Source organism: Paenibacillus sp. Y916, assembly GCF_056786435.1.
The window spans coordinates 1-20902 of record NZ_JBXCJA010000004.1; the positions used below are offsets into that span (position 1 = coordinate 1).

23 protein-coding genes, 1 rRNA gene and 1 other annotated feature are annotated in these 20902 nt (G+C 40.9%); of the genes, 1 reads left to right on the forward strand and 23 read right to left on the reverse strand.

The window, feature by feature from the left end; genetic code table 11:
• The 6 genes from AC1TO9_RS10655 to AC1TO9_RS10680 all read right to left on the reverse strand — a co-directional run.
• Positions 1-74, reverse strand: a 16S ribosomal RNA gene (locus tag AC1TO9_RS10655); the annotation flags it as partial.
• 559 nt (positions 75-633) lie between these two features.
• Positions 634-1950 carry a LysM peptidoglycan-binding domain-containing protein gene (locus tag AC1TO9_RS10660; RefSeq protein ID WP_482055650.1) on the reverse strand — a complete coding sequence of 439 codons (1317 nt, stop codon included), beginning with the start codon at positions 1948-1950 and terminating at the stop codon, positions 634-636.
• A gap of 174 nt (positions 1951-2124) precedes the next feature.
• A complete protein-coding gene (gene pheA, locus AC1TO9_RS10665; RefSeq protein ID WP_482059158.1) occupies positions 2125-3006 on the reverse strand; it encodes a prephenate dehydratase in 882 nt (293 codons plus the stop codon).
• Entirely contained in the window at positions 3003-3968 is a 966-nt protein-coding gene (gene thrB / locus AC1TO9_RS10670) for a homoserine kinase (protein ID WP_482055648.1), read from the reverse strand. The genes pheA and thrB overlap by 4 nt, the downstream gene beginning before the upstream one ends.
• 243 nt (positions 3969-4211) lie before the next feature.
• Positions 4212-5498 (reverse strand): homoserine dehydrogenase, encoded by a 1287-nt coding sequence (locus AC1TO9_RS10675; protein WP_482059159.1) that lies wholly within the window; start codon positions 5496-5498, stop codon positions 4212-4214.
• 43 nt (positions 5499-5541) lie between these two features.
• Complete coding sequence (locus tag AC1TO9_RS10680) at positions 5542-5979, reverse strand: ACT domain-containing protein (protein WP_482055646.1); 438 nt, start codon at positions 5977-5979, stop codon at positions 5542-5544.
• Positions 5980-6249: 270 nt separating this feature from the next.
• On the opposite strand from AC1TO9_RS10680, the gene AC1TO9_RS10685 reads away from it, so the two are divergent.
• Positions 6250-7413 (forward strand): polysaccharide deacetylase family protein, encoded by a 1164-nt coding sequence (locus AC1TO9_RS10685; protein ID WP_482059160.1) that lies wholly within the window; start codon positions 6250-6252, stop codon positions 7411-7413.
• Positions 7414-7495: 82 nt separating this feature from the next.
• Here the strand turns inward: AC1TO9_RS10685 and obgE are convergent, their stop codons facing one another.
• From obgE to AC1TO9_RS10770, 17 genes are all read right to left on the reverse strand, one after another.
• Positions 7496-8806, reverse strand: coding sequence for a GTPase ObgE (gene obgE, locus AC1TO9_RS10690; protein WP_482055644.1), 1311 nt, complete (start codon positions 8804-8806; stop codon positions 7496-7498).
• A 13-nt stretch (positions 8807-8819) separates the two neighbouring features.
• Positions 8820-9560: a Spo0B domain-containing protein gene (locus AC1TO9_RS10695; protein WP_482059161.1), complete on the reverse strand. Its 741-nt coding sequence runs from the start codon at positions 9558-9560 to the stop codon at positions 8820-8822.
• A 164-nt stretch (positions 9561-9724) separates the two neighbouring features.
• Complete coding sequence (rpmA, locus tag AC1TO9_RS10700; RefSeq protein WP_482055642.1) at positions 9725-10036, reverse strand: 50S ribosomal protein L27; 312 nt, start codon at positions 10034-10036, stop codon at positions 9725-9727.
• Between the two features lie 17 nt (positions 10037-10053).
• Positions 10054-10386 carry a ribosomal-processing cysteine protease Prp gene (locus tag AC1TO9_RS10705; RefSeq protein WP_482055641.1) on the reverse strand — a complete coding sequence of 111 codons (333 nt, stop codon included), beginning with the start codon at positions 10384-10386 and terminating at the stop codon, positions 10054-10056.
• Positions 10387-10400: 14 nt separating this feature from the next.
• Complete coding sequence (rplU, locus tag AC1TO9_RS10710) at positions 10401-10712, reverse strand: 50S ribosomal protein L21 (protein WP_438347107.1); 312 nt, start codon at positions 10710-10712, stop codon at positions 10401-10403.
• A gap of 13 nt (positions 10713-10725) precedes the next feature.
• Positions 10726-10810, reverse strand: a sequence feature (ribosomal protein L21 leader region).
• Between the two features lie 58 nt (positions 10811-10868).
• Positions 10869-12113, reverse strand: coding sequence for an Rne/Rng family ribonuclease (locus AC1TO9_RS10715; RefSeq protein WP_482055680.1), 1245 nt, complete (start codon positions 12111-12113; stop codon positions 10869-10871).
• Positions 12114-12211: 98 nt separating this feature from the next.
• On the reverse strand, positions 12212-13072 hold the full coding sequence (locus AC1TO9_RS10720; protein ID WP_482055640.1) for a M50 family metallopeptidase: 861 nt from the start codon (positions 13070-13072) through the stop codon (positions 12212-12214).
• Entirely contained in the window at positions 13065-13781 is a 717-nt protein-coding gene (locus tag AC1TO9_RS10725) for a peptidoglycan DD-metalloendopeptidase family protein (RefSeq protein WP_482055639.1), read from the reverse strand. The genes AC1TO9_RS10720 and AC1TO9_RS10725 overlap by 8 nt, the downstream gene beginning before the upstream one ends.
• Before the next feature lie 157 nt (positions 13782-13938).
• Entirely contained in the window at positions 13939-14733 is a 795-nt protein-coding gene (gene minD, locus AC1TO9_RS10730) for a septum site-determining protein MinD (RefSeq protein WP_482055638.1), read from the reverse strand.
• Positions 14734-14736: 3 nt separating this feature from the next.
• Positions 14737-15399: a septum site-determining protein MinC gene (minC, locus tag AC1TO9_RS10735; RefSeq protein ID WP_482059162.1), complete on the reverse strand. Its 663-nt coding sequence runs from the start codon at positions 15397-15399 to the stop codon at positions 14737-14739.
• Positions 15400-15479: 80 nt separating this feature from the next.
• On the reverse strand, positions 15480-16010 hold the full coding sequence (gene mreD, locus AC1TO9_RS10740; protein WP_482055636.1) for a rod shape-determining protein MreD: 531 nt from the start codon (positions 16008-16010) through the stop codon (positions 15480-15482).
• Positions 16010-16885 (reverse strand): rod shape-determining protein MreC, encoded by an 876-nt coding sequence (gene mreC / locus AC1TO9_RS10745; RefSeq protein WP_482055635.1) that lies wholly within the window; start codon positions 16883-16885, stop codon positions 16010-16012. The genes mreD and mreC overlap by 1 nt, the downstream gene beginning before the upstream one ends.
• Before the next feature lie 54 nt (positions 16886-16939).
• Entirely contained in the window at positions 16940-17962 is a 1023-nt protein-coding gene (locus AC1TO9_RS10750) for a rod shape-determining protein (RefSeq protein ID WP_482055634.1), read from the reverse strand.
• A gap of 40 nt (positions 17963-18002) precedes the next feature.
• Positions 18003-18692, reverse strand: a complete 690-nt coding sequence (gene radC / locus AC1TO9_RS10755; protein ID WP_482055633.1) for a RadC family protein — start codon at positions 18690-18692, stop codon at positions 18003-18005.
• 40 nt (positions 18693-18732) lie between these two features.
• Positions 18733-19335, reverse strand: coding sequence for a Maf family protein (locus AC1TO9_RS10760; RefSeq protein WP_482055632.1), 603 nt, complete (start codon positions 19333-19335; stop codon positions 18733-18735).
• Positions 19336-19357: 22 nt separating this feature from the next.
• The gene (locus AC1TO9_RS10765) at positions 19358-19600 is read right to left on the reverse strand and encodes a DUF4321 domain-containing protein (RefSeq protein ID WP_438347118.1); all 243 of its coding nucleotides are present in this window, start codon (positions 19598-19600) and stop codon (positions 19358-19360) included.
• A 119-nt stretch (positions 19601-19719) separates the two neighbouring features.
• Positions 19720-20892 (reverse strand): SPOR domain-containing protein, encoded by a 1173-nt coding sequence (locus AC1TO9_RS10770; RefSeq protein WP_482059163.1) that lies wholly within the window; start codon positions 20890-20892, stop codon positions 19720-19722.
• Positions 20893-20902: the final 10 nt, after the last annotated feature.

Consider the following 20902-nt stretch of genomic DNA (forward strand, 5'->3'; position numbering starts at 1 on the left):
AATCTCCGCTCGACTTGCATGTATTAGGCACGCCGCCAGCGTTCGTCCTGAGCCAGGATCAAACTCTCCAATTAAGATCAAACAAAGTTTGATCGACCGTCATGTAACTCGTCCATCTCCTTGCGGAGAAGATGATCTACATGACGAGTTATGAAAAGAGCGATTATGCTCATTTTGAAACAAACTGACGAGAATATTACATTCTCAATCCAAATGATTTCTCATTTGTTTTGTTCTCACTTTCGTGAAAACCACTCACTCGTTGTTCAGTTTTCAAAGATCAATTTTTGTCTTGCTCATCACCAGTGTGTCTCGGTGACAACTTTTATATCATATCATGTGAGATTTGATAACGCAAGCTTTATTTTTATAGATTAATTTCCCTGATCTTATATACTACCAAATCCATCGCTTCCAACCCGCCAAACTTTAATTGGCTGGATTAATAATTTAACATACTCTCCCCCTATTTGGCAAGTAGTAATAATACAGCACACAAAGGACGACTGCCGAAGCATACGCTTTTGTGCAAAAACCTGAATTTTTGAACTCGAACTTATGATACTGGTGCTGTTACCATTCAATAGATCAAGACGAGCGTCAACTAATCGCTCGTCTTGATATTAAAATATTTTAGTTTTTTATCCAAGGATTACGCCGTCTATGTTGTACACTTGATTTCTTGTTCTCCTTTTTTGGAGCTGATTTCCCAACCTGATTTCCAGCACCTTTTCTACCTTTACTCACACTGGATGTCTGCGCAGTCTGTAATTCCTTATCACTTACTAATACATCAGATTCGGTTGGAGCCGCATCTTGCTCTCTACTATGACAACCACAATCTTGTGTAGCTTTAACTTCTGATTGTTGTTGGGAGGGAGAATTGTATCCCCCATAAGACATGTTTGGATTCATCGAATAACCACCCTGCATATTGGACTGCGGGAAAGTCCACTCGAAAGGGTGAGTGCAAGAGTAGATATCCGAGTGAATTACAGGTCCATTCTCCATCGCATGTGTAGCATTAGATACGGCTACTGGTGCATTCTCCTTGCCCCCTCCAACTGATGAGTAGCCTAAATTATTGTCCGTAAACGGAAAATTATAAGGTGAAATATTCTGATTACCGCAATCTGGCATTTGATTAGTCATGGGCATCATCTCAGGATAGCACGATTGCTCATTTCCATAACCATAGCCATAGCCCTGTTGTTCATACTGCGGCTGAGAATACGAGTAACCCTCCGTCAGTCCTGGATAGGTTGTTTTCTCCGCCATAACTGGGCACTTTTGAGCCGGCTCTATAATAGGTTGATGTGCCACCACTTCTTGTGCAGGGACAGGAAATTGTATAAACAATTGCTGCGACATCTCTACTTTTTCCTCATGACTTTCAAATACAGGATTAGGTGCAACTGAGATTTCTAAATTCAGATTCGGTGCCGGTATATTGGGAGCAGGATTCACTGGAAGCTGCGGCAGTTGTGGAATGACTGGTGGGAGGGCCTGATTAGGCGTTTTCTCTGTCTTTGTTCCTGTATACGTTTTACCTCCATGCATCATCTTATCCGTCGTTACCTTCTCTTCAACTGGTGCATTATAAACTCCCTCCTTCATCACCACCTTAGGTATGTTTACAATTTCACCAACGAGTAGGGCATTCGGGTTTTTCAAATGCGAGTTAGCATCGATCATTTCTTTTAAAGTAACTCCCCATGCTTTGGAGATCTTCCAAAGACTATCTCCCTGTTTCACTACATGCTTGTGAACCGTGTCTTCTGGTTTAGGTGAAGAAACAGACTTCGATGGAATTTTGACCTTCTCACCTATGTTTAGTTTGTTCGGATCTGAGAGCTGCGGATTTGCTTCAATTAACTGTTCTAAAGAGATTCCATATTTGCCAGATAAGTTGTATAAGGTGTCGCCTTTCTTAACCATGTGTATTTTCACGCGGTAAAACCTCCTAAACTTCTTTTAGGCAGAATAATAGCCCGCCTTCGTTACTATCATCTTATGCAGAGTTTGGGCGAATGACATCATTGATAACAAAAAAAATCCTTCCATGTTCAATCATGAAAGGATTTCTATAGACTTAACCCCATAATCCGAGGTAAACGGATCTCACTACTTCTTCACATTCTTATCATAGGTATACGTTGGATAGGATCCCAATACTCGTACCTGACACCCTAACGCCTCGATTTCCAATATAGCCGCTTGCAATAGAACCGTATTAACCTCTTCAAGAATATCAATATAGAAATAATAATTTCCAAGTTTCTTCTTCGTAGGACGTGATTCGATTCGAGATAAATTGAGCCTTCTCCAAGCAAAGGTCGAAAGAACTTGATGAAGTGCCCCTGGGAAATCCTCTGGAAGCGTAACGATAATACTTGTTTTCAATGCATTGTTTTGACGCTCGAGATTCACTAGATCAGGACCAATAAGTACAAATCTGGTGAAGTTATTGTCATGATCTGTCACACGCTCAGACATCACATCTAAACCATGAGTTGCTGCACCAAGAGCTGTACCAATCGCCGCCCATCCATGTCCTGGATTCTTTTTCACAATATGAACAGCTTCAGTTGTGCTCCCTACATTCTCTATCTCAGCTTGAGGAGCATGGTTACGTATAAACTGCTGACATTGCGCAGAGGCAACAGGATGAGAAATAATCTTAGTAATTCGGCTATAATCTATACTGCCTGACTCAGAAAGAAATTGTTCTCGATCTCCTATCAAGTTCTGTATAGATGGATAGACCCATTCCGCTTGCATAGGAATATCAACTTCATTCACAAGCCAATCCATATGCAGACTTACTGATCCTTCTATCGTATTCTCAATAGGAATTACACTGTAGTCACTTTTACCTTGAACAGTTGCAAGAAACACATCCGAAATAAGCTTGTAATACTGTAGTTCAACAGGTTCATCACCAAATAAATGAAGTACAGCCTCATGAGAAACAGAGCCTTCTGGTAGTAATGCTATTCGTTTCATACTCCAACTTCCCCTTTAATCATGTTCATAAATGAGTTAGAGTTCATCTCATAGACCTCAACACCCTTAATAGATGGTCTAAGCCATCTTGCGGATGCTTGAATGCCATGCGACCCCATTGTATTTAACAGATAGGATTCCAATTCTTTTTTTCGGATATCTCGACGATCTACTAATGCTAACAGAGTCGGACCCGCGCCACTCAAGGCAACCCCAAGCGCTCCATGATTCGGAGCTTCCTCCAATATAGATGTCATGCCCGGCACTAGACTTGCTCGATATGGCTGATGCAATCGATCCGACATAGCTTTTCCTATCAGATCAAACCTTCCACTAGAGAGCGCAGCCACCAATAGCGATGATCGACTAATATTATACACCGCATCTTTTCGGCTAATATGATCAGGCAATACTTTTCGAGCTTCAGTAGTAGACAATTGAAATTCCGGAATAACAACCAAAACCTCTAATTCTTCATGTGGTTCTATCTTTATATAATCAGCCTGAACTCCGTCCCACACTGCAGTAATAATTCCCCCGAACAAAGACGCTCCCACATTGTCAGGATGACCTTCTAAACTTGTAGCCATGTCAAATATTTTATCATTAGATAGTGGCGATCCGATTAGAGCATTTGCCGCACTCATTCCCCCAATAATAGCTGACGCACTACTCCCAAGACCTCTCGTCAAAGGAATGTCTGAATACATAGAAATTTCAACCTCTGGCATACAAATCCCAGCCTCATCAAAGACAAGTTGCGCCACTCGGTATAATAAATTGGTTTTATCCTTAGGAATCCCCTTCATCTGGTCTCCATACAAATAAATTTGAGTTTGTTCCGATTCTTTCATCTCTACCCATGAATATAACGATAAGGCCATCCCTAACGTATCAAATCCAGGACCTAGGTTCGCCGTGCTAGCAGGAACCTTTACTCGCACTCCTTTAATTCTATCCATAACGGCTCCTTTATAGAGGTAGTTCAAAAAGTCATCTTTTGATCACGAAGTATAGCAAGAAGCGTATTCGACATCGAATATTGAATTCAGCCGGTCCTAGCAAATGCTTTCGGGGTATGTTTCCTCCGGAAACATTTCAGGTGCTCACGTAGGTACTGCCTACGCTCCGCTCCTCTCTCCCTTGCTTCTTTCAATCTTCTTGGTGCTGAAAATTTGACTTTTTGAACTCACACTTATATATAATTATCCCTCTACCCGATAAACACTTTTAATGGTACGAATAACATCAAGTCCTTCAAAATGCTGCAATACCTTATTCATACTAGCTTTGCTTACATCATGAGTAACGATAATAATTTCTGCAAAAGGGTTATGTTCGTTCGGCTGTTGCACAACAGACTCTAAACTCACATCGAATTGGGCAAAAGCCTGTGTAATCTGTGCAAGTACTCCTGCCTTATCAACCACATGTAGAAGAATAAAGTTTTTGTACTTAATTTGTTCATCACTCTTTAGCTTCTTTACCTTATAAGGAACTATGGCTTTCAAGCCATTTACCCCAAGCTTCAAATTCTTAATCACCGCTACTAAATCTGCCACCACTGAAGTTGCCGTAGGCATCGCTCCAGCCCCAGCTCCATAGAACATCGTCTCCCCAACCGCTTGGCCATACACATACACTGCGTTATACACCCCGTTAACCGCAGCGATCGGATGACTGCGTCGTACCATTGTAGGCTGAACACTAATACTGATAGACTCATCCTCACAATCCGCGATCCCTAGAAGCTTCATTTCATAACCTAGACGTTTAGCATACGCAATATCTTCTTTGGTCACTTGAGAAATACCACGGACACTCACATCATGTAATTCAACATTGGTTCTAAATCCAAGCGTTGCCAAAATAGTCATCTTGCGAGCAGCATCCAATCCTTCTACGTCCGAGGTTGGATCTGATTCTGCATAACCAAGTTGTTGTGCTTCTTGCAGTACATCATCGTAAGAAGCTCCTTCTTTACTCATCTTAGTCAGAATGAAATTTGTTGTGCCGTTTACAATCCCCATTATTTTCAAAATACGATCTGAAGAGAATCCTTCAATTAACGTACGAATAATGGGTATCCCACCAGCTACACTCGCTTCATAGAACACATCGCATTGGTTCTCTTGCGCCTTAGCAAGAATTTCAGATCCATGCAATGCCATTAAATCTTTATTCGCGGTAATAATATGCTTCCCACGCTCCAAAGCTTCCAATACGTAAGCTTTGGTCTGCTCAACACCGCCCATAACTTCTATAATGACATCAATTTCAGGATCACGGATAACATCCCATGGGTCCTCTGTCAGTTTCGATGGATCAATATCGATTTCCCGTGGTTTATCACTGCTCTTCACAGCTATCTTTTCAATAATGATTGGAGATCCTACCTGACTGCTTAAATCCTCCTGATTTCCTTCCACAATTCGAACGACACCTGTACCTACTGTACCTAATCCTAATAGACCAACTTTTATCGATTTCATTAACATACCCTCCCAGACCACTTCGTCCACCCTTTATTTACCCCTAACCCTGCCCAATCATATGAACGCGTTTCACTCCTGAAACACCTTTTATGTCTTCCAGCATCTCATTAAGCTCTTCACTGATCCTTGATATTTCCACGGAGATAACAACATTGGCCACTCCTTGCAAAGGTATGCTTTGATGCATCGTTAGTACGTTACCACCAAGGCCAGCCACAAGACTTAACACCTTCGATAACATCCCAGCACGATGTACTAAATCAATGGATATCGTCACAATGCGTTCACGTTCCAAATGATTAATAAGATGAACCCCATCTTTGTATTTATAAAATGCACTACGGCTTAATCCAACTTGTTCCACCGCTTCGTGGATCGTCTTCACATCTCCAGAAGTGAGCAATTGCTTCACTTGCATCGTCTTAATGATAGCTTCTGGTAAAATATCCTCACGAACTAGGTAATAGCGTTCTTTCACGAACGTCCTCTCCTTAAAGACTGCTGTTTGCGTATAGTGGACATTATAATATAAAAACCCGTTAAGGGTCAATAGACAGACATCCCCCTAAGGCTTTGTCGAGAACTCCATTTCAAACATCAAATAGGGCAGAGTATGCCCATTCCCAAAGTCCAGGTGTTTCCTTGCAATACTTTTACCCTCTTCGGATTCATCATGAATCGACATATATATACATTCATTATAAATGGATGATGTGGTATGATAATCCTAAAAAACGGAGTTCATTACATGAAATTTAAAATAAAATTTATCTTATTGTCCTTAATTTTAGGGATCAGCGCGTCCGCGTTTGGCTACTTCGTAGTCCAAAACTATTATTTACGAATACCTATACTGGCCGAACTCTTCTCCGATAATACTCAGTCGACTATCGTAAACCAATACGAAAGTTTAGTCCCAGAAGCCAATGATCCTGAAGGAATCTATTACCAAGATCGAGTTCTCGTACTGATGTATCATGATCTCAGTCCAGATCCGGTCGATATCGGGACATTATCTGTTGCTCATTTTGAACAGCAGTTAGCGTTAATGAGAGACAATAACTTTCACTGGATTTCAATGACTCAGTACAGGGATTTCATTCTGCATTCGTCCCCTGTTCCAGTTAATGCAGTCCTTCTCACTTTTGACGATGGCTATGAATCGCTCTATAAGTATGCTTATCCTCTCCTTCAGCAATATCAAGCACCTGCTACTAGCTTCATTATTGTCAACTCAATCGACAATCCGAAGCATGTTGGTATTCCAAAAGTAACCTGGGAGCAGGCTAAGTTAATGCAAGAAAACGGCATCGACTTCTATAGCCATACATACGATTCGCATAAATATGTCCCTACAGGTCCTAGCAATGATGAATTAACTGCGATGATCGCAGGACAAATCTACTTAACAGATAAGAATCGACAAGAAACCAAACAAGAATATGAGCAACGTGTGACCTATGATTTGAAGATGGCAAATGAGATCCTGTATCAGAATTTGGGCATCCAGAATAACGTACTCGCCTTCCCTTACGGTAAGTTCTCTAAATCGTCGTTGAACATAGCTAAACAATTGGGCATCGATATTACGTTAACTGTGAAAAGCGGACTTAACAAGCCCGGACAAGCCAACGGCTTCAGGGTTAATGCCGGGGGAATGACCAATGATCCAGTGTTACAAATTTCCCTCATGAAGCATGCAGTCGAGCTACTTGGAGACATTCAGTTTAATGATGGTGCTAAAGCCCGTTACTATACGTTATCAGGATTGATCATCCTTATGATCATTGGTACTTTCTGGTTATGGTCAGGCTGGAGATTGCTCGCGGAACGCCAAAACCTCTCTTTAGCATCGAGCGGGAACGAAGTACAACCCAAAAAGTTGTCTAGGGATGACGTAACATCACTATAGACTTATAGAGTACCCATCAATAGGTCAAAAAAAAAAAAACCGTATTCAGCACCTTATAGGTCTGCGTACGGTTTTTATTATTTTAATAATAACTACTGCCTTCAACAAATTCGAACTCAAAATCTCCAAGTCGAACGATGGTTCCATCTACAGCTCCGCGTTTACGAAGTTCTTCGTCCACACCCATGTTTCTGAGAATGCGTCCTAATTTGAGAACAGCTTCATGCGAATTAAGTTGCATTCTCTTCATCATTTGTTCAATCTTCTCACTATGAACGACGAATTCATCATTATCTCTAACGATCGTAAATGAATCATCATCCTTCTTATCTAGTTTATACACTTTTCTTTCCTTCAGTTCAGAAACTTCCTCTATAACAAGCTCATCCGGAATTTGATCAAGTAAGTCTGTAGCACGGTATAGCAATTCCTGTATACCTTGACGCGTCAAGGATGATATTGGCATAATCTCCATTTCTGGTCTGATTAGCTTAACCTTTTCACGGAAAGATGCTAATAGCGCTTCTGAGTCAGGCATGTCCATTTTGTTCGCCGCAACAATCTGCGGACGATTGACTAATACCGGATTATATAGTTGTAATTCATCATTGATCTTGACCCAGTCTTCGTAAGGGTCTCTGCCTTCAGATCCTGACATATCCACCACATGAATAATAACACGAGTTCGTTCAACATGACGTAGGAATTCATGCCCAAGCCCTACACCCTCGTGTGCACCCTCAATGAGCCCTGGTAAATCTGCCATAACAAAACTACGATGATCTCCCACATCAACTACACCTAAATTGGGAGTAAGCGTTGTGAAGTGATACGCTCCTATTTTAGGAGTAGCAGCAGATACGACAGACAACAAAGTAGATTTACCCACACTTGGGAAGCCCACTAGTCCAACATCCGCCATCACTTTTAATTCTAATACAATATAACGTTCTTGACCTTCTTCACCATTCTCGGCAATTTCAGGTGCGGTATTCTTAATTGTAGCGAAGCGATTATTACCTCTTCCTCCGCGTCCTCCACGTGCAACAACTACAAATTGACCATGTCTGGTTAAATCTGCAATTACTTCTCCGGTGTCATCATCCAATATGATTGTACCCGGTGGGATGCGAACGATCATATGGTCTGCATTAGCACCATGTTGACTCTTATTCCGCCCCTTCACACCTTTATCCGCCTTAAAGTGACGTTGATAACGGAAATCCACCAAAGTCCGAAGCCCTTCATCCACCTGAAAAATGACGTCGGCACCTCTTCCTCCATCGCCACCTGCAGGACCACCATTTGGCACAAACTTCTCACGTCGGAATGCGACGATACCGTCACCACCATCGCCTGCTTTCACAAAAATCTTTGCTTTATCTATAAACATAACTTCACCTTCCTCATGTATCACACGGTACGCGTAACTGAAATGAAGATGAAGCAGTATCCAACTTCTCCATCCTTATTCTATTACTACGCACCACATTATGAATTTGCTGCTCAAAAACTTCTGGCGTTCCTTGCAAACCACTACCTTCAAAAAGAGCGACTATTTCCCTATCTTCTTCATAAAGACTGAGCGTAAGATTACGACTCTCCCCCCAGGATACCCGTCCAATGTATTGAAACGCTCGAATACTTTTTACAATAGCGGATACCCATTCCTCAGTATCATCTTCTTTCATTCTATTACTAAGATGTAAGTCATCTGCAATATTGATCTCAAGTTCCACATTACTTCCTATGGTACGAAAAGCTTGCAGATAAAAAACTAAAGATGGAATACCAAGCTTCGCAATCTTACCCTCAAGCTCCATCCGTTCCTTTATTCTTCCCACACATTCAATAGATTTATCATGCTTTCCAAGTTGAATGTATCCATATAAAATTTGTAAATCGTTCATCCAGTCATGTCGATGATGATTCAAGCTTTTGATAGCAGTCAGTTCAACGCTTTGAATCAGTAATCGCTGTTCCCGTTCACTCTGCCTATGAATAATTGTGATTACGATCCAAAAGACTGTTGCCACCCAAAGCGTAAGCAAAACATACCATATTATCGATGGAAACCAAATAACGAACAACAAAGGAATCCATGTGGATATGATAGCTAGAGCCCATAACTTTTTCCACGTTTTCACAGCTTCTCCTCGTTCCTAAATCACCTATTGACTAATTTCGCCACTACATAGTATAGCACAAATATGAAGTTTATCTCACCTATTTATCCTAATCGTTACAAAAAAACCCCCGGCACTTAATGGCCGGAGGCTTCTTCCTTGTGTCACAGCTGTTTACTTAGCAATTAAGCTTCCACTGCTGCCGCTACAGGAGCGATATTTACCGGGTAGACGCTCACTTTCTTGCGATCGCGGCCCCAACGTTCAAATTTCACAACGCCTTCCACTTTAGCAAACAAAGTATCGTCACTTCCGATGCCAACATTCGTACCTGGATGAATTTTTGTTCCACGTTGACGAACTAGGATACTTCCGCCAGTAACCGTTTGTCCGTCAGCACGTTTCACACCAAGACGTTTCGAATGGCTATCACGTCCGTTTCTTGTGGAACCAACACCCTTTTTCGATGCGAACAATTGAAGATTCAATTTTAACATGTTGTCTACCTCCTTCTTTAAATAGTAATTTCTTCTATTTGAATATACTCACCGTATGATTCAGCAATATTATTCAACATAACGACCATTGATTCCATTAAGAGCTGCACATGACTTCCAGTAGATATATCCTCACGAAGAGGAATCTTTCCACTTAAGAAACCATCATGCATTTCACAATCCAAAATAACACCTGTTAACGCTTCAATCGAATTAACTGTTCCGACAGTGACAGCTGATACTCCAGCACATACAATATCTTCTCCAGCTTTCGCATAATCTGCGTGTCCCTTTATCTTGAACCTTTGGATCAACCCGCTATCGTTACGAAAGATACGCACGATAATCACTTTATCGCACCTTCTTACGCCTGAATTTTTCCGATTGTTACTTTAGTGTATGGTTGACGATGACCTTGCTTCTTATGGTAGTTCTTCTTAGGTTTGTATTTGAATACAACAACCTTATGACCTTTACCATGTTTCTCAACTGTAGCGGCTACAGTTGCACCGGAAAGTAACGGTGTACCTGCTACCAAACCATTGTCATCACATATTGCTAGTACACGGTTAAAAGTAACACTTTCTCCGTCTTCTGCATGTAGTTTCTCAATGAACAACACATCGCCTTCTTGAACTTTGTATTGTTTACCACCTGTTTCGATAATTGCGTACATATTCTTGCACCTCCTCATGTCTCAGACTCGCCTAATCTAGGTGGCAGCATAAAAATATACTGCACTTCATAACCCAACCGGAGCGGTTACAGCATGTGCAGGGCAATGAAGCACCAAACACATACTCGTATATATTACCACACTTCTTTCGCGCAGTCAATGAATTGTAACGATATTAATTCGCCCTGTTCCGGAACAGCTATCACAAGTTCTATCAAGCAATATCGATGTATCCTCGCGAACCTTTTTACGAGTGAGCTCAAGAAGTCCAAGTTTCGTCCATCCAACAATTTGACTCTTGGCTCGATCTTTTTTCATCACTAAGTCTAAAGCCTCCACCACATTCTGACGATGCTCTTCCTGCTCCATATCAATAAAATCGATAACGATAATTCCACCGACATCCCTAAGGCGGATTAATCTTGCTATTTCTTGGGCAGCTTGTAAATTGGTCAACGTTACCGTCTCTTCCAAACTATAAGCACCCGTATATTTGCTTGTATTTACATCAATGACGGTTAACGCTTCCGTATGATCCCATATAATCGTTCCGCCACTCGCAAGAGATACTTTTCGGGAAAGACCTTTATCTAATTGCTCAATAACACCATGAGCTTTGAAGATGGATTCAGAGGATTGAAACAACTTCACAGGTAAATGGACGCCATTACTCATTTCATACAAATATTTCTTTGCTTCATCCGCTTCTGTAACATTATTAATTATCAGTTCATCTTCTAAGGGGTTCAATACATCTCGAATTTGGCGCTGAACAATACTCAAGTCTCGATGAAGCAGACTAGGCGCAGCTAATTGGTTAGCTATCTCTTGAATTCGTTGCCACTGTTCTCGCAATAATTCCAAATCACCTTTAATAGCGTCAATATGTTCATCCTGCGATACTGTTCTAACTATAATTCCCTCACCACGAAAACGTAACTGTTCACTTAAGATCTTAAGCCTTGTTCGTTCACTATCGCTTTGGATCTTCTTCGAAACAGCTACATAATCCGCAATTGGCATATACACAATCCAGCGACCAGGAAGTGAATAGTGGGTAGTTACTCTTGGTCCTTTGCCCCGAAGAGATTCTTTCATAACTTGGACAACAACTTCTTGTCCCACTTTCAACAATTCTTCTATCGAAGGTTTAACCTTCGGCTGCTTATCAAGATGGGGGTGTAGCACATCATCAACATAAAGAAAGGCATTCTTCTTATGGCCAATATCTACAAAAGCCGCTTGCATGCCTGGTAATACATTGACGACTCGCCCTTTGTAAAAGCTTCCTACTAAGCTCTCGCCTTGGCTACGTTCCGTCGCAAACTCCACAAGCTTACCTTCCTCTATGAGAGCCATCTGTGTAAACTTCGTTTCACAGTTAACGATCATCTGTTTCATGGCTTCACCTCTGCTAGAAGACATTTCATAATCTCTACATGAAATCTCTAATAAATTTTGTAGCATACCATTATAACGTTATAACGCGTAATTCAATATTAGGGAATTCGACGTTCAGTAGAAAAATAGGCAGATATGAGTCGTTGCTCAGGTAAAACAGCAATGACATCCCCTTTTTTATCCACAACATAAATTAAATGATATTTCTCTCTCTTAAATAGACGCAAAATAGGGTCTAAATGTTTCGTTCCATTCGTAATAATCGGTTGTGCAATGGTACTTAGCATGGCGTATTTAGCATATACTGGATCTCTATTCATCAGAAATCTCATAAACCGATAAGGAATGTTACGATAATCGACAACATTGGAATAGAAAAGAAATAGACCAATCATGAGCAGATTAAGTTGTATTACTCCTTTTCCCTCAATTAGAGGCAGTATTGCATATAATACTACAGCTATACTTGTTACTATACTTACTCTTGTTGACCATAGTAAAGTCCCGTAATAAGAAAAATATCGACTTGTCAGTGATTGTAATATTTTACCACCATCGAGCGGAGGAATCGGTAGCAGATTGAACAATGCAATGACCATATTTCCTTGCATAATATATGAAATATATTCGCTATTCCCCCACCCTAGAGACATGAACATCATTCCAATAATTATCATGATTCCATTTTGAAGGGGGCCTGCCACAGCAATTGCGATTTCCTTCCATGCCGTTAACTTTCCCTGGTCTTCAATTATCACTACGCCTCCGAATGGAAGTAACTGGACAGATAAGACCTTTATACCAAATAATAATGCCATACTTAAATGACCCATTTCATGTATAAGGACAATAACAAATAGCGTGATTAACTCAATAAAGTTACCAGTCAATATAGACATTAACATCACAATTATAAATAAAGGATGTAATTTTAGCGTTATCCCTCGGATATTAATCAAAAGACATCACATCTAATGGATCAACATAACTCTCGCCCTGTTTCATAGCAAAATATAATGTTTGCGGCTGTACAGAATGTGCGTTAGATAACCATCCAATATGCTCTCCAGCTTCTATCCAATCATTTACCTTCAAAGTAGTATCTAAGTGGCCATAAACAGCCGACAATCCACCCCTATGTTGAATAGTTAGTGTTTTGCCCGACATCGTTTCGTTCAGCACTTCTATGACACGTCCAGTCGCTACACTTTTAACCTGCTGAGTAGCATTTGAATCTTCGTTCGGACTTATTTCAATTCCTCTTAGCTCCGCAGAGAAAGGAGTTGTTACTATTCCATGTATCGGCGCAATCAAGGTTTGTGATGCAATAACCTTCAGTGGGTCATTCTTACTCTCCTTGAAAATAGGGATAATGCTGGGTGCCTCTCCGAAATGAGCAACATACCATGACTCTGCCGCTTGGAAATCCATTTCCCGATTTAGTGATTGTGCAATATAATGTTGAATACTCACTGTCCAAGCCTGCTGCGAACGATAGATTCCAATAATTAACCCAAACAATACGGCACTTAATAGTAGTCTCCATATAAAACTTGAGATAAAAGAATGACTTGTTCTATTTCCATAGTCTTCATTCCAACGCCCCCGTTCCTTTTTCCATACCACTTCAGGATCACGTTCCCGCACTTCTTTTTTATCGATGATCATTCATCCCCTTAAGAGACTCTTTTATCACCTATTTTATGAGAGATGCCCATCTATTTAGAACAAGCCTCCTTAACAGCAACATTTATAAATAAAAAAGAGATTGTCCTAAAGCTAGATTCCTAGCTTTTAAAGACAGTCTCTTATTTCCAAAACTATATTATCCCATTCCTAGGAATTTCTTGAATCGTTTAAACGCACCTTGTTTAGTATCCATTTGCATCAAGGGCACTGTATCACCCAAAATACGTCTAGCGATATTACGATAGGCAATCGCTGCTTTGGATTCTGGATTCATTACTGTTGGCTCTCCATTGTTAGCCGCTTTGATCACGTACTCATCATCTGGTACGATCCCAATCAAATCGATATTCAATACTTGAAGAATGTCCTCAATCTCAAGCATGTCACCACTCTTCATCATATTCGGTCGTATTCGATTCACAACGAGCATCGGAGACTTCACATTTGAACTTTCCAATAGCCCGATAATGCGATCAGCATCTCGAACTGCAGCGTTCTCTGGCGTCGTAACAACAATAGCTCTATCAGCCCCAGCAATTGCATTCTTAAATCCTTGCTCAATACCCGCTGGACAATCAATAATAACATAATCATATTCTTTCTTAAGCTCAAGAATAATATCCCTTACCTGTTCAGGTTTAACAGAATCCTTATCTTTGGTCTGTGCTGCTGGTAACATATATAACTCATCGAATCGTTTATCCTTCACTAGTGCTTGCCCTAGACGACACCGTCCCTCGGCTACATCAATTAGATCGTAAATAATGCGATTCTCAAGCCCCATGACCACATCTAAATTACGAAGGCCTATGTCGGTATCCACCAAACACACCTTTTTACCAAGTAAAGCAAGCGCAGTTCCAATATTCGCTGTCGTGGTTGTCTTACCTACCCCACCCTTACCAGAAGTAACGACAATAGCCTCTCCCATGCACTACACCCCCTTAAACATGTTAAAATCTCTCCGTAAACGTACAATATTACTCATTTTATCAATTTGCATAACTCCATCCTGTAAATATGCAAATTCCATAGTCGTTTCCCATGTCTCCCACTCATCGGGCGGACGGCTAATCATATCGGAGATCCTTAACTGTGTCGGAGCAAAGTGAGAAGCTGCAATAACAGCATCCTCATACCCCTCCACTCCCGCGTGAGCCATTCCACGTAACGACCCTAGAATATAAATATCTCCAGTACATGTCACAGAACCTCCGGGGTTAACATCACCCAGAAATAGAAGATTTCCCTGATGATGAAGAACCTGACCCGAACGAACCATTCCACTTACGACGGTAATATTACTCCCTATCTCTTCTTTTTGTTTCAATTCTTGTGATTCAACAGAACGTACCAGTAGATTACCTTTTTGTTTCATAATATCGAGAATATTCTGTTTCTGGTCCTCGGTTACAACCCTTGAACCTAGTTTTATATCCACATGTATAATGGGTCCCGTCAAAATATTCGTATGGCTATATTCCAGTTTATAGCGAAGCTCAGTCAGTAAATCCTCAAAGTCACACTCAGCATCAAGCAGGAATACCAGGCCATCCTTAATCCCCTTAATCGTGACATGATTGGATTTCACAGTCATAACCTGTCCCTCCCATCCTCTTTCATTTCGTGCCCTGAGTCCGAAGTTCCTGCTTTGACCTTTAATTTGTAGAAATTGGCCTAAGCCACTTTCTCTTTTTGGTTAAGTTTACTAATTTTTTCTAATTGAGATCGTAGTGGAACATAGATTATTAAAGCAAAGACAAAATGAACGAATAAGTCAGGAAGAATATGATGCACCAAAGCCCAATCATACGTCGTATGATTCATTTGAAATATCGTATATATTCCAAATAACGTACTATCCAATAGTAGGCTACCCAACAGAATAACTGTCATCATAATTGGCATAGGTGCCCGCGGAGTTTGGAATACGAACCCCATAAAATAGGCGGAGAATCCCATTGCAAATGAATAGGTCCCCATGATTTGACCATAAAAGACAACATCATGGAGCATTCCAAATATGATCCCAAGTACTAATGCCGTATGACGATGGTTATAGATCGACACAAATAGAATCACGATGTACACCAAATTCGGCACAATTCTAGACTGCCATGCTCCAGGAATAAACCAAGGCACAATTGTTCCTTCAAGTATAAACAGTAGAAACAGCAACATAATAAGGACGGGTCTACGCATCATCACTATTCTTGAACCTCCGGTGTAAACACTACAAATAATTGCTTCCAATCCTCAAAGTTTGCGGCAGGTATAATCGTAGCTGTCCTAAGCGATCCCATTTCTCCGACTTGGACACTCTCCACAGTTCCAACAACCATTCCCCTTGGATACAGACCACCACTACCAGAAGTTACTATTGTATCAAACTTTTTGAGTGGGTCCTCCTCTTTAATTCCTGTCATAAGTAATGTACCGCTCTTCTGATCATAACTCTCAATAATTCCAAAGGATTTATCCTGATTATCCAGAGCTGTTGCAGCAATAGCATTTGTATTGGGATCCTTAACATCCATCGTTGTAATCAGCTTCACTGTTGAAGTAAAGTTACTGACTTTACTAACGACACCCACAAGCCCCTCTACAGAAGTAACCGTCATATCCACCTTCACACCATCACGTTGCCCAATATCTATAACCAATGATCGATTATTCGGGTCTGTATTCACACTAACCACCTGCGCAATATGGAATTCATAATTATTTTTCTCACTTTGCGCTTGTGTGAATTTAAGGTGGCGTTTAAGATCGTTATTCTCAGCTTCCATAAAATTAAATCGTGCTTTCTCGCGCGTGTACTGTGCGAGCGCAATTTTTAGCTCTTCGTTCTCTTCATAGATACCTCTCATGTTACCGATATCTTCAAACAAGCCCGCTATATAGCCAGCGGGCTTATAAAATATATTTTGTACGAAACCGACCGTATCTCTTACGAATTTCTCTGGCCAAGACAATGAAGTCCTTGAACCAATCGTAAAACCCATAAGAGTAATAAACATAACGATACCAATTAATATAACAAATAACCTTTTATTCGCTAACAACTTAAACAGTTTCAACACCCTCTAACATTGCTGATTTCTCTCCCATATCAGGGGTTGATTCACATGATCATCCTACCGTTTCGATCTAGATAGAGACTTAAATAAATGAATATTTTCCAAAGCCTTACCTGTACCGATAGCGACACAATCTAATGGATTCTCTGCAACAATAACTGGCATGCCCGTCTCTTGAGCAAGTAACTTATCTAGGTTGCGTAGTAGAGCTCCACCACCTGTTAATACAATCCCACGATCCATAATGTCTGCTGCAAGTTCAGGCGGACACTTCTCAAGGGTTACCTTAACTGCTTCAACAATGGAGTTGACCGTATCACCAAGAGCTTCACTAATTTCATCCGAAGTAATCGTAATGGTCTTCGGTAATCCAGACACTAAGTCCCGACCACGTATTTCCATCGTTTCTACTTGATCTAAAGGAAGGGCAGAACCAATATCGATCTTCATTTGCTCGGTTGTCCGTTCACCAATCATCAAGTTATATTGTCGCTTAATATATTGCATAATGGCTTCATCCATGTTATCGCCTGCAACACGAACCGAACGACTTGTTACAATTCCTCCAAGAGAGATAACAGCCACTTCCGTCGTTCCTCCACCGATGTCTACAACCATACTACCTGTTGGTTCCCAGACCGGAAGATCAGCACCAATAGCTGCAGCAAATGGTTCTTCAATGATAAACGCTTCCCTTGCACCTGCTTGCTTCGTAGCATCCTCAACGGCACGCTGTTCCACAGCCGTAATTCCTGAAGGTACACATACCATAACATTCGGATGACGTTGAAATAAAGAGCGTTGCTTCTGTGCTTGTTTAATAAAGTATTTGATCATCGTCGCTGTGATATCAAAATCCGCAATAACGCCATCTTTCATAGGTCGTATCGCTTGGATATTTCCAGGAGTACGTCCAATCATTCTTTTGGCGGATTCACCGACAGCCTCAATGCTTTTCGTATCTAGTCTAATTGCTACCACTGAAGGTTCTCTCACAACAATACCCTTACCGCGGACATAAACAAGTGTATTCGCTGTCCCCAAATCAATACCTAAATCTTTCGTGAAACCACCTAACATGCTGTAAACTCCCTTTCTCTGTCAATCTTAACCAAGTATATTACATCAAGCCTTGCTCCTTCAAACTAACGAAATCACCATCTCCAATGATGACATGGTCCAATACCTCAATTCCAATAATATGACCTGCCTCTACTAAACGAGAAGTCAAAGATATATCTTCAGGACTTGGAGTTGGATCTCCACTAGGATGGTTGTGCGCACATACGATCGACGCACTACTACATTTGATAGCTGCGCGAAATACCTCACGTGGATGAACGATGGAGGCGTTTAAACTCCCCATAGAAAGTGTCTCCTGGGCAATGACATGATTTTTTGTATTCAGAAATAAACAGACAAAATGTTCCTTTTGTAAATACCTCAATTGTTCGTTGAGCAAATCCACTGCGTCACGCGGGCTACGAATAGTAACCGTGTCACCCATTCGAGATTTCACTAGCCTTTGTCCTAATTCAATTGCAGCTTTAAGCTGAACTGCCTTCGCATTTCCAATGCCTTTAATTTGTGTAAGTTCATCAATACTAAGATCCACTAGGTTGCGAATACTTCCCACTTGATTCATAATCCGTTGCGCTAAGTGAATAGCCGATTCCTTATGGGATCCCGTACGTAATAGTATTGCCAACAATTCAGCGTGGCTTAAGGCGTCCGCCCCATATTGCATCATGCGTTCTCGTGGTCGTTCTTCATGGGGGAGGTCGCGTAATAACATAGCATGCGACTCCATTGTATTCCCCTCTTTCATTCATTTCAAAAACCTAAGAAAACTACAATACGTCCATTCCTAACTCCGATAACATATCGGAGAGAAGAGATAAAGATAAGCCCACGACATTAAAGTAACAGCCTTCTATTCTGTCAATAAAGGTCGCTCCAAGGCCTTGTATTGCATAGGATCCTGCCTTATCTGAAGGTTCACCACTATTTACGTATGCTTGAATCGTTCGATTGGATAAAGATTTCATAGTAACAGAAGTTATCCTATGACTGATCAACGTTCTACCTGTCAGTACATCTATGCACGCTATGCCAGTGTATACCTCATGGGTTCTCCCCTGAAGAGATAATAACATACGATACGCATCCTGGTCATTCTTTGGCTTGCCGAGTACCTCATTGTCTAATAGAACAATAGTATCGCTTCCTACAATGATAGAACGTTCCGTATCATTTAGGCAAGAACGATGAACAGCTTCCGCTTTGCGATGTGCTAATCCTTCTACAATCTCTCCAGGAGTCCAGTTCTCAGGTGTATCTTCATCTACATGACTCGCTTGTATGACGTATGGAATACGTAGGGAGGAGATTAATTCCTGCCGACGCGGTGATGTCGATGCTAGAATAATTACATGTGAATGTTGTGATGTCAAATCAATTTCCCCTTTATCCCAATTATAGCTTGCGATACAGCCAAACAGAGATAATCATACTAAGTAAACTAAGCAAACACAGTTTCAATTGAATTGTGAAATCATACTTGATAATATTCAGGTCAGCTTGTGGTGACCATTTAATCATCGTTGATGCAGTCAAAAAAGATAGACTTTGAACAGGTTCAAGCGCTTGAGCTATTAAAGCCCCTACGAGCCAACCAAGCACAAGAAACAATATAAGCATTCCTACGTTTCTTTTCATTCATATCTTCCTCGCCATTTTTTGACACACACATTATTATACGGTTAATTCTACTTCAATACAAACAAAAATCCGACAAGGGATGTATTTCCAAATCTCCTGTCGGATATACGAACATTTTAACTCGTTATCATCATTTCTAGAACTTGCTTCTGACCCATTATATATTGCATCATGAATGATTGTATTTCCCACAAATGACCTTTTGATGTGTTCTTGTTATATTCAACTACTGATGATAAGGCACTATTCATAGCTAGTTCCATCTGTTTGACCTCTGCGCTTCCTTCAGGAGTAAGCCCCACGTGGATATTCTTGATAGATTCTGTCCATAACCGGTGCAATTCAGTCAAAGCTACTGTGTCACTATTACTTAAAGACGTAGGTCGTTCCATCCCCAGTAAGACTGATGATTGATTACTTAAAGAAGCAATAAGATTCGTGCTGACTGCAAAATAATCATTTAAGCTTTGTGCATCCCCTGCAAAAGTAAGTTCGCTTGCTGACGGAAGTATAATTTCTCGAACATAGAGTTCGACCCCTTGAGTCTTTAACTGATTACTTAGCAATTTAGCCTGTTCACGATCTGTCGATATACCTGCGTATACTCTATTTTCCTGATTCGGATCATCACCAGCAGCTAAACCAATCTGCTCAAGCTCCTTTTTAGCTATTTCCACTCGTTCAGCATTACTAAACACGCCATACTGCAACATATAATAGGTTTGGGGTTCAATCGTTACTGCGACAGCTGGTATTTGTCCATTACTGTCGGTAGGCACCAGGCTTGTAACTGTAATGGCTTCTGTATCTGTTATCGTTGATGAATCCTTAGGAAAGATGCTTCCTAAATCAATAAAGGAAAGAACTACAAAGCCGAACAACGCTCCTGTCACTACAGCGGCAGTAACAGTACCAAATATTTTCCACAATGACGTGGGCCTATGCTTCCGGTATTCTGAATGGATATCATTAATATCAGGGCTTACCTTTCCTTCCAGCTCTGTCTCTATACTATATAAATCATCATATTCATTTTCCCTTAAATCCACTTTTTGTTGACGATTCATCATCATCTCTTCCCACGCTTCATTCTTGCTGAACGGATCTCCCCATCCCTCTAGCGGTTCCGGTACAACGGTTAATCTAGGATAAGTCTCATTTCTCACTACATCCCTGGGTTCACTTTCAATTAGCTTCTCTACTGCTTTCTCTACGTTAGATGTTTTCTCATTCCACTCCGCATTCCGCTCACCTTCATCGAATCGAAATGTCATTCTTCCCTTATTCATTGTGAACACC

Coding starts and splice junctions, on each gene's coding strand:
- pheA (WP_482059158.1), bottom strand. CDS start 3,006: ATGAAACGAATAGCATTACTACCAGAAGGCTCTGTTTCTCATGAGGCT.
- thrB (WP_482055648.1), bottom strand. CDS start 3,968: ATGGATAGAATTAAAGGAGTGCGAGTAAAGGTTCCTGCTAGCACGGCG.
- AC1TO9_RS10675 (WP_482059159.1), bottom strand. CDS start 5,498: ATGAAATCGATAAAAGTTGGTCTATTAGGATTAGGTACAGTAGGTACA.
- AC1TO9_RS10685 (WP_482059160.1), top strand. CDS start 6,250: ATGAAATTTAAAATAAAATTTATCTTATTGTCCTTAATTTTAGGGATC.
- obgE (WP_482055644.1), bottom strand. CDS start 8,806: ATGTTTATAGATAAAGCAAAGATTTTTGTGAAAGCAGGCGATGGTGGT.
- rpmA (WP_482055642.1), bottom strand. CDS start 10,036: ATGTTAAAATTGAATCTTCAATTGTTCGCATCGAAAAAGGGTGTTGGT.
- rplU (WP_438347107.1), bottom strand. CDS start 10,712: ATGTACGCAATTATCGAAACAGGTGGTAAACAATACAAAGTTCAAGAA.
- AC1TO9_RS10715 (WP_482055680.1), bottom strand. CDS start 12,113: ATGAAACAGATGATCGTTAACTGTGAAACGAAGTTTACACAGATGGCT.
- AC1TO9_RS10725 (WP_482055639.1), bottom strand. CDS start 13,781: ATGATCATCGATAAAAAAGAAGTGCGGGAACGTGATCCTGAAGTGGTA.
- minD (WP_482055638.1), bottom strand. CDS start 14,733: ATGGGAGAGGCTATTGTCGTTACTTCTGGTAAGGGTGGGGTAGGTAAG.
- minC (WP_482059162.1), bottom strand. CDS start 15,399: ATGACTGTGAAATCCAATCATGTCACGATTAAGGGGATTAAGGATGGC.
- AC1TO9_RS10750 (WP_482055634.1), bottom strand. CDS start 17,962: ATGTTAGGTGGTTTCACGAAAGATTTAGGTATTGATTTGGGGACAGCG.
- radC (WP_482055633.1), bottom strand. CDS start 18,692: ATGGAGTCGCATGCTATGTTATTACGCGACCTCCCCCATGAAGAACGA.
- AC1TO9_RS10765 (WP_438347118.1), bottom strand. CDS start 19,600: ATGAAAAGAAACGTAGGAATGCTTATATTGTTTCTTGTGCTTGGTTGG.
- AC1TO9_RS10770 (WP_482059163.1), bottom strand. CDS start 20,892: ATGAATAAGGGAAGAATGACATTTCGATTCGATGAAGGTGAGCGGAAT.